This is a genomic window from Streptomyces sp. NRRL F-4489, from assembly GCF_001509485.1.
Taxonomy (GTDB): domain Bacteria; phylum Actinomycetota; class Actinomycetes; order Streptomycetales; family Streptomycetaceae; genus Streptomyces.
Genome location: NZ_LLZI01000252.1, coordinates 26,185 through 38,813 on the forward strand (window position 1 = coordinate 26,185; position 12,629 = coordinate 38,813).

The 12,629-nt window shown below is 72.1% G+C and carries 11 protein-coding genes; 6 read left to right on the top strand and 5 right to left on the bottom strand.

Going from position 1 to position 12,629, the window contains the following annotated elements:
• Positions 1 to 64 precede the first annotated feature (64 nt).
• Together ADL22_RS25450 and ADL22_RS25455 are read right to left on the bottom strand one after the other, a co-directional pair.
• A complete protein-coding gene (locus tag ADL22_RS25450) occupies positions 65 to 1,312 on the bottom strand; it encodes a polyamine ABC transporter substrate-binding protein (protein ID WP_066984343.1) in 1,248 nt (415 codons plus the stop codon).
• Positions 1,313 to 1,414: 102 nt separating this feature from the next.
• Positions 1,415 to 2,932, bottom strand: coding sequence for a gamma-aminobutyraldehyde dehydrogenase (locus ADL22_RS25455; protein ID WP_066984346.1), 1,518 nt, complete (start codon positions 2,930 to 2,932; stop codon positions 1,415 to 1,417).
• Positions 2,933 to 3,134: 202 nt separating this feature from the next.
• Here ADL22_RS25455 and ADL22_RS25460 point away from each other — a divergent pair, with 202 nt between their 5' ends.
• Both ADL22_RS25460 and ADL22_RS25465 read left to right on the top strand, forming a co-directional pair.
• The gene (locus tag ADL22_RS25460; RefSeq protein ID WP_066984349.1) at positions 3,135 to 3,785 is read left to right on the top strand and encodes an NADAR family protein; all 651 of its coding nucleotides are present in this window, start codon (positions 3,135 to 3,137) and stop codon (positions 3,783 to 3,785) included.
• 87 nt (positions 3,786 to 3,872) lie between these two features.
• Complete coding sequence (locus tag ADL22_RS25465) at positions 3,873 to 4,895, top strand: adenosine deaminase (RefSeq protein ID WP_066984352.1); 1,023 nt, start codon at positions 3,873 to 3,875, stop codon at positions 4,893 to 4,895.
• A 57-nt stretch (positions 4,896 to 4,952) separates the two neighbouring features.
• On the opposite strand, the gene ADL22_RS25470 is transcribed toward ADL22_RS25465, so the two are convergent.
• The 3 genes from ADL22_RS25470 to ADL22_RS25480 all read right to left on the bottom strand — a co-directional run bounded on the left by ADL22_RS25470 (position 4,953) and on the right by ADL22_RS25480 (position 8,463).
• Positions 4,953 to 5,570 carry an HXXEE domain-containing protein gene (locus tag ADL22_RS25470; RefSeq protein ID WP_079064413.1) on the bottom strand — a complete coding sequence of 206 codons (618 nt, stop codon included), beginning with the start codon at positions 5,568 to 5,570 and terminating at the stop codon, positions 4,953 to 4,955.
• Between the two features lie 124 nt (positions 5,571 to 5,694).
• A complete protein-coding gene (locus ADL22_RS25475) occupies positions 5,695 to 6,876 on the bottom strand; it encodes a polyamine ABC transporter substrate-binding protein (RefSeq protein ID WP_066984355.1) in 1,182 nt (393 codons plus the stop codon).
• Between the two features lie 132 nt (positions 6,877 to 7,008).
• Entirely contained in the window at positions 7,009 to 8,463 is a 1,455-nt protein-coding gene (locus tag ADL22_RS25480) for a gamma-aminobutyraldehyde dehydrogenase (protein WP_066984358.1), read from the bottom strand.
• A 181-nt stretch (positions 8,464 to 8,644) separates the two neighbouring features.
• Between ADL22_RS25480 and ADL22_RS25485 the strand changes: the two genes are divergently transcribed.
• From ADL22_RS25485 to ADL22_RS25500, 4 genes are all read left to right on the top strand, one after another.
• Positions 8,645 to 9,118 carry an Lrp/AsnC family transcriptional regulator gene (locus tag ADL22_RS25485; RefSeq protein WP_066984361.1) on the top strand — a complete coding sequence of 158 codons (474 nt, stop codon included), beginning with the start codon at positions 8,645 to 8,647 and terminating at the stop codon, positions 9,116 to 9,118.
• Between the two features lie 2 nt (positions 9,119 to 9,120).
• Positions 9,121 to 10,482 (top strand): aspartate aminotransferase family protein, encoded by a 1,362-nt coding sequence (locus ADL22_RS25490; protein ID WP_066984364.1) that lies wholly within the window; start codon positions 9,121 to 9,123, stop codon positions 10,480 to 10,482.
• A 216-nt stretch (positions 10,483 to 10,698) separates the two neighbouring features.
• A complete protein-coding gene (locus tag ADL22_RS25495) occupies positions 10,699 to 11,439 on the top strand; it encodes an ABC transporter ATP-binding protein (protein ID WP_066984367.1) in 741 nt (246 codons plus the stop codon).
• Positions 11,421 to 12,596 (top strand): hypothetical protein, encoded by a 1,176-nt coding sequence (locus ADL22_RS25500; protein ID WP_066984370.1) that lies wholly within the window; start codon positions 11,421 to 11,423, stop codon positions 12,594 to 12,596. Before ADL22_RS25495 ends, ADL22_RS25500 begins: the two co-directional genes overlap by 19 nt.
• Positions 12,597 to 12,629 lie beyond the last annotated feature (33 nt).

The window sequence follows — 12,629 nt, forward strand, 5'->3', positions numbered from 1 at the left end:
TGGGTCGGTGGGCAGAACGGCTCGGGCGGGCCCGGGTGCGGGGCCGGGCTCCGCCGGGACCGGCTCAGGCGCCGGTGAGGTCGGAGAACTTCTGGTTGAACACCCGGTTCTCCTGGGGGGTCAGCGCGCGGAAGGAGTGGGACCGGGCGGTCATCTCCCGGTCGGGGAGGATCAGCGGGTTCGCCGCCAGCTCCTTGTCGATCTTGGCGAGTTCCTCGCGGACGCCGTCGACCGGGCAGGCGTAGTTGATGTACGCGGCGAGCCGGGCCGCGACCGCCGGCTCGTAGAAGTAGTCGATGAGCCGTTCGGCGTTCTCCTTGTGGCGGGCCTTGCCGGGCACCATCAGGTTGTCGGTCGAGGTCATGTAGCCGGCCTTGGGGACGGCGTAGCGGATGTCGGGGTTGTCGCTCTGGAGCTGGACGATGTCGCCGGCCCAGGCGACGCACGCGGCGAGGTCGCCCTTGTCCAGGTCGGTGGTGTAGTCGTTGCCGGTGAAGCGGCGGATCTGCTTGCCGTCGACGCCCTTCTGGAGCCGGGCGAGGGCGGCGTCGAAGTCGTCGGCGGTGACGTCCTCGGGCCGTTTGCCCATGTCGAGCAGGGTCAGCCCGACGGTGTCGCGCATCTCGGAGAGGAAGCCGACCCGCCCCTTGAGCCGCGGGTCCTCCAGCAGCTGGCTGACGGAGTCGACGGTCCGGCCGCCGGTGGCGCGGATGTTGTACGCGATGACGGCGGGGATGCCCTGCCAGACGTACGAGTGCTTGCGGCCCGGGTCCCAGGCCGGATCGCGGTATTCGGGGGCGAGGTTGGCGCGGGCGTGCGGCAGCCGGCCGGCGTCCAGTGGCTGGATCCAGCCCAGGGAGATCATCCGGGCGCACATCCAGTCGGTGAGCACGATCAGATCGCGGCCGGTGTCCTGCCCGTTGGCGAGCTGGGCCTGGATCTTGCCGAAGAACTCGTCGTTGTCGTTGATGTCCTCGGTGTACGCCACGGTGATGCCGGTGCGCCGCTGGAAGGCGTCCAGCGTCGGGTGGTGCCGGCCGTCATCGCTGACGTCCATGTACTCGGCCCAGTTGGAGAAGGCCAGGCGCTTCTCGCTCCCCGAGTGGTCCACCGTCAGGGCCGCGTCGGTGCGTCCGGCGGGGGCGATACCGCAGGCGGTGAGGGCCGCGCCGGCGCCGGCCGCGGCCGCCAGGGCGCCGCCGGCCCGCAGCAGGGTGCGGCGGGTCATGGCGAGGCGGCCGTCGGTGAGGCTGCGGCGCACGGCGGTGAGCTCCGCCGGGGACAGGGGTGCGGGCTGCTCGTGGTGCTCCATGCGCGGTGGCCTTTCAGGGTGTGCCCGGTGGACGGGCGGTGGTGTCAGGGGCGCGCGGCCCCGGGCGGGCGCCCCCGGCCGGGGCGCCCGTCGCCGCGCCGGTCAGCCGCGGTCCCCGAAGACGGTCCGGTGCCAGTCCTTCCTGGCCACCCCGGTCGTGTCGTACATGACGTGCTTGACCTGCGTGTACTCCTCGAAGGAGTACGCCGACATGTCCTTGCCGAAGCCGGACGCCTTGGCGCCGCCGTGCGGCATCTCGCTGATGATCGGGATGTGGTCGTTGACCCACACGCAGCCGGCGTTGATCTCGCGGACCGCGCGGCCGGTGCGGTAGACGTCGCGGCTCCAGGCGGAGGCGGCCAGCCCGTAGGGGGTGTCGTTGGCGAGCGCGAGGCCCTCGTCATCGCTGTCGAAGGGCAGGACGGCCAGGACCGGGCCGAAGATCTCCGCCTGCACGATCTCGCTGTCCTGGGCGGCGCCGGTGATCAGCGTGGGCCGGTAGTACGCGCCCTTGGCCAGGTCGCCCTGGGGCGCCTGCCCGCCGGTGACGACGGTGGCGTAGCCGCGGGCCCGCTCCACGAAGCCGGCCACCCGGTCCCGCTGGGTGTGCGAGATCAGCGGTCCGAGGTCGGTGGACGGGTCGAACGGGTCGCCCAGCCGCACGGCCGCCATCAGGTCCGCGACCCCGCTGACGAACGCGTCGTACAGCGGCCGCTGGACGTAGGCACGGGTGGCGGCGGTGCAGTCCTGGCCGGTGTTGATCAGGGCGCCGGCGACCGCGCCGTGCACGGCGGCCTCCAGGTCGGCGTCGTCGAAGACCACGAACGGGGCCTTGCCGCCGAGCTCCAGGTGGAGCCGCTTGACGGTGCCGGTGGCCAGCTCGGCGACCCGCTTGCCGACGGCGGTGGAGCCGGTGAAGGAGGTCATCGCGACGTCCGGGTGGCCGACCAGGCGCTCCCCGGCGTCCCGGCCCGCCCCGGAGACGATGTTCAGGACGCCGTCCGGGAGTCCGGCGCGCTGCGCGGCCCGGGCGAACAGCAGCGACGTCAGCGGCGTGATCTCGGCGGGCTTGAGGACGATGGTGTTGCCCGCGGCGACGGCCGGCAGGACCTTCCACGCGGCCATCTGGAGCGGGTAGTTCCAGGGCGCGATGGAGCCGACCACGCCGATGGGTTCGCGGCGGATCATCGAGGTGTGGTCGCCGCTGTATTCCCCGGCCGCCCGGCCCTCCAGGTGGCGGGCGGCGCCGGCGAAGAACGCGGCGTTGTCGATCGTCCCGGGGACGTCGAACTCGCGGCTCAGTTTGACCGGCTTTCCGCAGTTGAGGGATTCCGCGAAGACCAGGTCCCCGGCGTCCTCGGCGAGCGCCGCGGCGAAGCGGTGCAGGGTGTCCGAACGCTCGGCGGGGGTGGTCCGCGCCCAGTCGGGGAAGGCCCGCGCGGCGGCCGCCACGGCCTCGTCCACATCGCCGGTACCTGCGAGTTCGTACCGCAGGACGGTCTCGCCGGTGGCCGGGTCGACCACGTCCTGGGTGCGGCCGGAGGTGCCGGCCCGCAGGCTTCCGGCAATGAATTGCGCGCCCTCGGCGAATCGTTCGGTCACATCGAATCGCTGGTCCATGGTGCTCTCCTCCGCCGGGCGCCGGGGCCGCTCAGCGGCACTGCCAGGCGTAGCTATATCCGGAATCGATGGCCGATCTTGACAGAGGCAAAGGCGACCAACAAGTGATTCCGTTGTTGCCTTTTGGTTACGCGACGAATTCTGCGAATTCAGTGGCGCAACACCCCGACACGTTGTCAGTGCCCGCTGACAGAATCCCGGCATGATGCACGACAACGAGGATCCGGCGCCGGACGGACCGCGCTCGGTCGCGGAGCTGATCGCGCGGACCGCCGCCGGGGAGCGGGTGAAGTTCGTCCACTTCTGGGGGCATCGTCCGCCCCGCGGCGGCGGCCTGGGACCGAGCTGTTTCAGCCAGTGGTGGCCCTCCCCCTTCACCGCCGGCGGGGTCCGCTACGCCACCGCCGAGCACTGGATGATGGCCGGCAAGGCGCGCCTCTTCGGCGACGCGGAGGCCGAGCGCCGGGTGCTCGCCGCGCGCCATCCCGGGGAGGCCAAGGAGGCCGGGCGGACGGTCCGCGGCTTCGACGAGGAGGTCTGGCGGCGCCACCGCTTCGCCCTCGTCACCGAGGGCAGCCTGCACAAATTCGGCCAGGATCCGCAGCTGCGGCGCTTCCTGCTCGGCACCGGCTCCCGCGTCCTGGTGGAGGCCAGCCCGGTGGACCGCATATGGGGCATCGGCCTGGCCGCCGGCGATGACGCCGCCGCCGACCCGGCCCGCTGGCACGGTCTGAACCTCCTCGGCTTCGCCCTGATGGCGGCCCGGCAGCGGCTGGCCGCGGAGGACGCGGCCGGCGGGGCCGGGACAGGTGGGGCCGGGGTGGCCGGGACCGGGGCCGCCGCCCCGGGCTGAGGGGTGGCCCGCCTACCATGACCCAACCGCCCCCGGACGAGGCCGCACCGCCCGTCCGCCGCGCGCACCCACACCCAGGAGGAATCCGTGTCCGACCTCGACGCCTTCATCGCCGGCCTGCCCAAGGCGGAGCTGCACGTCCACCACGTCGGCTCGGCCTCCCCGCGCATCGTCGCCGAACTCGCCGCCCGGCACCCGGATTCGGCCGTGCCCACCGACCCCGAGGCGCTCGCCGACTACTTCACCTTCCGGGACTTCGCCCACTTCGTCGAGGTCTACCTCTCCGTCGTGGACCTGATCCGCGACGCCGAGGACGTCCGCCTGCTGACGTACGAGGTCGCCCGCGACATGGCCCGGCAGCAGATCCGCTACGCCGAGCTGACCGTCACGCCGTTCAGCTCCACCAGCCGCGGCATCCCGGACGCCGCCTTCGTGGAGGCCATCGAGGACGCCCGGAAGGCCGCCGAGTCCGAGCTGGGCGTGGTGCTGCGCTGGTGCTTCGACATCCCCGGCGAGGCGGGCCTGGCGGCCGCCGAGGAGACCGCCCGGATCGCCTGCGACCTCCAGCCCGAGGGACTGGTCTCGTTCGGCTTGGGCGGGCCCGAGATCGGCGTCCCGCGGCCGCAGTTCAAGCCGTACTTCGACCGGGCGCTGGCCATCGGGCTGCACTCCGTCCCGCACGCCGGCGAGACCACCGGCCCCGGCACGATCTGGGACGCGCTGACCGAGCTGCGCGCCGAGCGGATCGGCCACGGCACCAGCGCCACCCAGGACCCGGCGCTGCTGGCCCATCTCGCCGAGCACCGCATCCCGCTGGAGGTCTGCCCGACCTCCAACATCGCCACCCGGGCGGTCCGCACCCTGGAGGAGCACCCGGTCAAGGAGATGGTCGACGCCGGCGTGCTGGTCACCATCAACAGCGACGACCCCCCGATGTTCGGCACCGACCTGAACACCGAGTACGCCGTCGCCGCCCGCCTGCTGGGCCTGGACGCGTCCGGCGTCGCCGCCCTCGCCCGGAACGCGGTCACCGCGTCCTTCATGGACGCCACCGCCAAGGCCCGGCTGACGGCCGAGATCGACGCGTACGCGGCGGACTGGCGGGGGTGACCGAGGCCGGCCGGGCGGGGCGGGGGTGACGGGGCGGCGGAGAGGTCCGTTGCCCCGTCAGCCCTTGGTCAACCGCCGCGCCACCGCGTGCGAGACGACGGTGGCTGCGCCCGCCGCGGCCACCCCGCCCAGCACCCGGCCCGGGCTCCCCGGCCGCAGCACACCGGCCCGCCGCAGCCGCCCGCGGGCCCACAGCGTGAACGGGATGACCACGACCGGCGAGGTGGCCGCCCCCGGGGTCCAGCCGCGGACGGCGGCGGCCTGGGCGAGGTGCAGCAGACCGTGCAGCCCGAAGCCGTCCAGCGCCGCCTGGAAGAACGCCGACCGCCCGCCGGTGCGGTGACCGCGGGCGGCGGCACTCCCGACGATCACCGCCATCACCGCCACCGCCGCGGCGAACTCCCGCTCGGTGACCCCCTCCAGCGCCCGCCACACCCGCTCGGGCACACCGGGGAACCGTTCCCGCAGCTCCGGTACGCGCTCCCGCACCCACCGCGGTCCGAAGAGCACCTCCTCGGCGTCGTGCAGCGCCCAGGCCGCGAACAGCCCCAGCGTGACGGCGGGCGAAACCGGCGACGGCGGCAGCGATGACTGCCCACGCGGCGACTGCGGCGGGGGCGGGGGCGGCGACACCGGCTCCGGCGGCACCGCCCGGGACACTCTTCCGTTCGGCATAACACCGCAGTCTGGCAGGGCAGTTGACGCCTCCGCACACCGGCCCGTGCACCAGCCCGCGCACCGCCCCCGCGCACCGGGGGCCGCCCCCGTCCCAGCCCGCGCCCGGAAAGCGCAGGCGGCCCTAAAGCCCCACGATCCCGTTCCACTCCTTCGCGAACTCGGTCCGCTCCTTGGCCGTGATGTCCCGCGCGATCGCCAGCCGCTTCCGCATCTCCGCGTCCGGGAAGATCAGCGGGTCCTCGGCCAGCTCCGCCCGCTCCTTGTCCTTGGACGAGGCGAGCACCTCGCGCGCCGCCGGCACCGGGCAGACGTAGTTGACCCACGCGGTCAGCTCCGCCGCGACCTCCGGCTGGTAGTAGTAGTCGATCAGCCGCTCGGCGTTCCGCTTGTGGGCCGCGAGGTTGGGGATCATCATGCTCTCCGCCCACAGCTCGGCGCCCTCCTCGGGCACCACGAACTCGATGTCCGGGTTGTCCGCCTTGAGCTGGATGACATCGCCGGAGTACGCCTGCGCGGCGAGGACGTCCCCGGAATCCAGGTCCTTGATGTAGTCGTTGCCGGTGAACCGGCGGATCTGGCCCTTGCGCACCAGGCCGCGGACCTGGTCGATCATCCGGTGGAAGTCGTCGGCGGTCCAGCGGGTGATGTCCACGCCGTTCCCCTGGAGCAGCATGGCGAACGCCTCGTCCAGCCCGGAGAGCAGGGTGACCCGGCCGCGCAGGTCGTCCTTCCACAGGTCGGAGGTGTGGCGGATCTCGCGGCCGAGCTTGCGGCGGTTGTAGGCGATGCCGGTGATGCCGGACTGCCAGGGCACGGAGTGGGTCCGGCCGGGGTCGAAGTGCGGGGAGCGCAGCTGCGGGTCGAGGTATCTGGCGACGTTCGGCTGGGCGGCGCGGTCCATGGTCTCGACCCAGCCGAGCCGGACGTACCGGGCGCACATCCAGTCGCTGATGACGACCAGGTCCCGTCCGGTGGACTGGTGGTTCATCAGCGCGGGGCTGATCTTCCCGAAGAACTCGTCGTTGTCGTTGATCTCCTCGGTGTACTGCACGGAGATCCCGGTGCGCTTCTGGAACGTGGCCAGGGTGGGGCGGCGCTGCGGGTCGCGGTCGTCGACGTCGATGTAGAGCGGCCAGTTGGCGAAGACCAGGGAGCGGTCGCGGGCGGACCGGTCGGGGGCCTCGCGGTCGGCGGCGTCGACGTACGCCGCCGGGACCCCGCACCCGGTGACGGCGGCCAGCGCCCCGGTCACACCGATTCCGCCCATGCCCCGAAGCAGCGAACGCCGCGAAAGATCAGCCATGGCGAGCACTCTCACGTGCCGCGGGCGGAGGCGGCAAGAGACAGAGCGTCAATTGCCGGGCCTCCGCCCGCGACGGTGTGTCGAGCGTTCCGTGCCGCCCGACGTCGGTGATCCCCGTGAGGACCGGCCGGCTCAGCCGTCCAGCGAGGTCATCACGTGCTTGATCCGGGTGTAGTCGTCGAAGCCGTAGGCGGAGAGGTCCTTGCCGTAGCCGGACTTCTTGAAGCCGCCGTGCGGCATCTCGGCGACCAGCGGGATGTGGGTGTTGATCCACACGCAGCCGAAGTCGAGGGCCTTGGACAGCCGCATGGCGCGGGCGTGGTCCTTGGTCCACACCGAGGAGGCCAGGGCGTACTCGACGCCGTTGGCCCACTCGACGGCCTGCTTCTCGTCGGTGAAGGACTGGACGGTGATGACCGGGCCGAAGACCTCGTTCTGCACGATCTCGTCGTCCTGCTTCAGGCCCGAGACGACGGTGGGGGCGAAGAAGTAGCCCTTGTCGCCGACCTGCTCGCCGCCGGCCTCGATCTTGGCGTGCGCGGGCAGCCGCTCGATGAAGCCCTTGACCTGCGCGAGCTGGTTGGCGTTGTTCAGCGGGCCGTAGAGCACGTCCTCGTCGTCGATCGCGCCGGTCTTGGTCTCCGAGGCGGCCTTGGCGAGCGCGGCGACGAACTCGTCGTGGATGGACTCCTGGACGAGCACGCGGGTGGCGGCCGTACAGTCCTGGCCGGCGTTGAAGTAGCCGGCGGTGGCGATGTCCTCGACGGCCTTGGCGATGTCGGTGTCCTCGAAGACCACGACCGGGGCCTTGCCGCCCAGCTCCAGGTGGACCCGCTTGAGGTCCTTGGACGCGGACTCGGCGACCTGCATACCGGCGCGCACCGAGCCGGTGATGGACGCCATCGCCGGGACCTTGTGCTCGACCATCAGGCGGCCGGTCTCCCGGTCGCCGCAGACGACGTTGAACACGCCGCGCGGGTGGCCCAGTTCGTCCAGCACGCTGCCGATGATGTCGGCGATCAGCACCGTGGAGGCGGGGGTGGTGTCGGAGGGCTTGAGGACGACGGTGTTGCCCGCGGCGAGCGCCGGGGCGAACTTCCATACGGCCATCATCATCGGGTAGTTCCACGGCGCGACCTGGGCGCAGACGCCCACCGGCTCGCGGCGGATGATCGAGGTGAAGCCGTCCATGTACTCGCCGGCCGCGCGGCCCTCGAGCATCCGGGCGGCACCCGCGAAGAAGCGGATCTGGTCCACCATCGGCGGGATCTCCTCGGAGCGGACCAGGGCGATCGGCTTGCCGCAGTTCTCGGACTCGGCGGCGATCAGCTCCTCGGCGCGCTCCTCGAAGCGGTCGGCGATCTTGAGCAGGACCTTCTGGCGCTCGGCCGGGATCAGGTCGCGCCAGACGGGGAAGGCGGCCTCGGCCGCGGCCATGGCCGCGTCCACGTCCGCGGGGCCGGAGAGAGGGGCAGTGGCGTACGCCTCACCCGTCGCCGGGTTGACCACCTCCGTGGTCCGCCCGTCGGCGGCGTCCCGGAACTCCCCGTCGATGTAGTTGCGCAGACGACGCAGTGCGGTGGTCACTGTGCGCCCCCTTCAGTGTCGGATGTACCGGTGGTTGGGCTCCCACAGTAGCCGCGATACCCACGTTTTCAACACACCCAACCCGTTCGAACAACGGAATCAGTTAAATCTGCGTCGATCAACAACTGATTTCATCGAATCGGGGTTGCCATACCGTCGACCTTCGTGCACAGTGAAGGACGTGGCCACTCGTGACAGAAACGGCACTCCGTCGATCGACTCCGTCTCCCTGGCGATCATTGAGCAGCTCCAGGAGGACGGGCGCCGTCCGTACGCCGCGATCGGCAAGGCCGTCGGCCTGTCCGAGGCGGCGGTACGCCAGCGCGTACAGAAGCTGCTCGACCAAGGCGTGATGCAGATCGTCGCGGTCACCGACCCCCTCACGGTCGGTCTCCGCCGGCAGGCAATGGTCGGCATCAACGTCGAGGGTGACCTCGATCCCGTGGCCGACGCCCTGACGGCCATGGAAGAAGTCGAGTACGTCGTCATGACCGCGGGCTCCTTCGATCTCCTCATCGAGATCGTCTGCGAGGACGACGACCACCTTCTCGAAATGATCAACAAGCGGATCCGCACGCTGCCCGGCGTCCGATCCACCGAGAGCTTCGTTTACCTCAAGCTCCGGAAGCAGACCTACACCTGGGGAACGAGATAGCAATGAGCGCCGACCTCTCCAAGACGGCGTACGACCACCTGTGGATGCACTTCACCCGCATGTCGTCGTACGAGAACGCCCCCGTGCCCACGATCGTGCGCGGTGAGGGCACCAACATCTACGACGACAAGGGCAAGCGCTACATCGACGGCCTCGCCGGCCTCTTCGTGGTCAACGCCGGCCACGGCCGGGTCGAGCTCGCCGAGACCGCGTACAAGCAGGCCCAGGAACTGGCCTTCTTCCCGGTCTGGTCCTACGCCCACCCCAAGGCCGTGGAGCTGGCCGAGCGCCTGGCGCACTACGCGCCTGGCGACCTCAACAAGGTCTTCTTCACCACCGGCGGCGGCGAGGCCGTCGAGACCGCCTGGAAGCTGGCCAAGCAGTACTTCAAGCTCAAGGGCAAGCACACCAAGTACAAGGTGATATCCCGCGCGGTGGCCTACCACGGCACCCCGCAGGGCGCCCTGTCGATCACCGGCCTGCCCGGCCTGAAGGCCCCCTTCGAGCCGCTGGTCCCCGGCGCGCACAAGGTGCCGAACACCAACATCTACCGCGCCCCGATCCACGGCGACGACCCCGAGGCGTTCGGCCGCTGGGCCGCCGACCAGATCGAGCAGCAGATCCTCTTCGAGGGCCCGGAGACCGTCGCCGCGGTCTTCCTGGAGCCGGTGCAGAACGCCGGCGGCTGCTTCCCGCCGCCCCCCGGCTACTTCCAGCGGGTCCGCGAGATCTGCGACCAGTACGACGTGCTGCTCGTCTCCGACGAGACGATCTGCGCCTTCGGCCGCCTGGGCACGATGTTCGCGTGTGACAAGTTCGACTACATCCCGGACATGATCACCTGCGCCAAGGGCATGACCTCGGGCTACTCCCCGATCGGCGCCTGCATCATCTCCGACCGCCTCGCCGAGCCGTTCTACAAGGGCGACAACACCTTCCTGCACGGCTACACCTTCGGCGGCCACCCGGTCTCCTCGGCCGTGGCGCTGGCGAACTTCGACATCTTCGAGCGCGAGGGCCTCAACCAGCACGTGCTGGACAACGAGGGCAACTTCCTGAGCACCCTCCAGCGGCTGCACGACCTGCCGATCGTCGGCGACGTCCGCGGCAACGGCTTCTTCTACGGCATCGAGCTCGTCAAGGACAAGGCCACCAAGGAGTCCTTCAACGACGAGGAGACCGAGCGCGTCCTGTACGGCTTCCTCTCGAAGGCGCTGTACGACAACGGCCTCTACTGCCGCGCCGACGACCGCGGCGACCCGGTCATCCAGCTGGCCCCGCCGCTGATCGCGGACCAGCCGGTCTTCGACGAGATCGAGCAGATCCTGCGCTCCGTCCTCACCGAGGCGTGGACCAAGCTCTGATCTCCGCGCCGCCCCCCGGCGCGCTGCGGGACAACTGAACACACCCCCGACGGCCCGGATTCGCTCCCTCTCACCCAGAGGAGTGAATCTGGGCCGTTGCGGCTGCCGAGCCACAAATGACCGGGGACGCGATTCCTTACCGTGCTGGTGACCGATACCCTCCGTGGTCGTTCCCCCGGCCGGGGGAACGGCAGCGAACAAGCGAGAGGTGTGCAGATGGTGGCCCCGCCTGACAACGACGTTCTCTGGGCACGCGGCCTGCACCACACACACGGCGCCACCCCCGCCCTCACCGGGGTCTCCCTCGGCGTCCGCGAGGGCGAGATCCTCGCCGTCACCGGGCCCCGCGGCAGCGGCAAGACCACCCTCCTCAAGTGCCTGTCCGGCCAGCTCGTCCCCACCGAGGGCGAGGTCTGGTTCGACGGCTCCTCCCTCCACACGCTCTCCTCCCCCAGCCGCGAACGGCTGCGTCTCGACCGGTTCGGCTGGATCGACACCGAACCCCACCTCGTTCCCGAACTCACCGCCTGGGAGAACGCCGCTCTCCCCCTCCTGCTCCGCGGCGCCGGCCACCGCGCCGCCAAGCACGCCGCCCACGAGTGGCTCGAACGCCTCGACGTCGGCATGTGCGCCCGCCGCCGCCCCGCCCGCCTCGACCAGTCCCAGCGCCAGCGCGTCGCCGTCGCCCGCGCCCTGGCCGCCGCCCCGCGGGTGCTCTTCGCCGACGAGCCCACCGCCCCCCTGCACAGCGCCGACGGCACCCAAGTCCTGCGGACCCTGACCACCGCGGCCCGCTCCCACCGGATCACCGTGGTCCTGGCCACCTACGACCCCCAGGTCGCCGCGCTCGCCGACCGCACCGTCGCGCTCCTCGACGGCCGCCGCTCGGGCGCCACCCCCGAGACCACCGGTGCCCCCGATGAGGAAAGCAGGGCAGCGTGCTCGCTCTCCGTCTAGCCCGTGGCGCTCACCCCCTCGTCCTGCTGCGCCGCCTCCTCGTCGCCGCCGCCGCGGCCTGCACCGGCTTCCTGGTCCTCGCCGTCCTGGGCCACGCCGCCGCCCACCCGGCCGCGGCCGGCGAATCCGTGGCCCGGCTCCTGTGGTGCGCCGCCCCGCTCGCGGCCACCGCCCAGCTCGCCGTCTCGGTGGCCCGCACGGACCCCGCCGCCCGCCTCCAGCGCGGTATGAACGCCGCCGGTCTGGGCCCGCTCCGGCTCACCCTGCTCGCCGCGGCCTCCACCGCGCTCGCCTGCACCCTCGGCGCCCTCCTCTCCCTCGTGGTCTTCTTCTCACTCCGCGGCGACCTCGGCGGCACCGCGGAGGCCGCCGGCCCCCGCCGCGTCGACCCCGGCCTCCTCGGCGCCGGCCACCCGATCCCGCTGCTCGGCGCCCTCCTGCTCCTCTCCCTCGTCCCGCTGACCGCCGCCGCGGCCACCGCCTTCTCCCTGCGCCCCCGGACCGAACCGGGCGTCGTCGAGGCCCCCGCCCCGCCCGCCGAGGCGGCCCCCACCGGCCTGCCCTGGGGCGTCGCCCTGACCGCCGCGGGCCTGGCCATCGAGTCCTACGCCGCCCCCGCCGCCGGCACCCACGGCGGCCTGCTGCCCGCCCCCGGCCGGCTGCTCGGCTCCTCTCCGGGCGTCCTGGCCGGCTGGGCCCTCGCCGCCTCCGGTCTCGTGCTGGCCGGCCCCGGCCTGGTGCACCTGTCGGGCCGCCTGCTGTGCGCGGGCCGCCCCGGCGCGCTTCGGCTGCTGTCCGGGCGCGTCCTGCAGACCGAATCCCGCCGCCTGGGCCGCCCGCTCGGCGTCCTGTGCGCGGTCGCCTCCGGCGCCTACGCCGCCGCCACCGTCTACGAGGCCACCCCCTCCCGTCCTCTCGGTCCCTTCACCGCGATCGGCACGGCCGTCGTCCTGGCCTGCGCCACCGTCAGCGCCCTCACCGCCGCGGCCGAATCCCGGGCCGCCCGCGCCCGCACCACGGCCGCCCTCCGCCGCCTCGGCGCCACCGCCTCCGTCCTCCACCGCGCCACAGCCCTCCGCACCCTCGCCCTCCTCCTCGTCCTGGGCCCCCTCACCTGGACCGTCGCAGAAATGGCGACGCTTCCGTTGGTGCATTGAGGCGGGGGGGGACGGGCGCGGCGGGTCGGTGGG

What these genes read in the sequence shown, in the direction of transcription:
- ADL22_RS25450 (WP_066984343.1), bottom strand. Translation starts at nt 1,312, where the DNA reads ATGGAGCACCACGAGCAGCCCGCACCCCTGTCCCCGGCGGAGCTCACC.
- ADL22_RS25455 (WP_066984346.1), bottom strand. Translation starts at nt 2,932, where the DNA reads ATGGACCAGCGATTCGATGTGACCGAACGATTCGCCGAGGGCGCGCAA.
- ADL22_RS25460 (WP_066984349.1), top strand. Translation starts at nt 3,135, where the DNA reads ATGATGCACGACAACGAGGATCCGGCGCCGGACGGACCGCGCTCGGTC.
- ADL22_RS25470 (WP_079064413.1), bottom strand. Translation starts at nt 5,570, where the DNA reads ATGCCGAACGGAAGAGTGTCCCGGGCGGTGCCGCCGGAGCCGGTGTCG.
- ADL22_RS25475 (WP_066984355.1), bottom strand. Translation starts at nt 6,876, where the DNA reads ATGGCTGATCTTTCGCGGCGTTCGCTGCTTCGGGGCATGGGCGGAATC.
- ADL22_RS25490 (WP_066984364.1), top strand. Translation starts at nt 9,121, where the DNA reads ATGAGCGCCGACCTCTCCAAGACGGCGTACGACCACCTGTGGATGCAC.
- ADL22_RS25495 (WP_066984367.1), top strand. Translation starts at nt 10,699, where the DNA reads ATGGTGGCCCCGCCTGACAACGACGTTCTCTGGGCACGCGGCCTGCAC.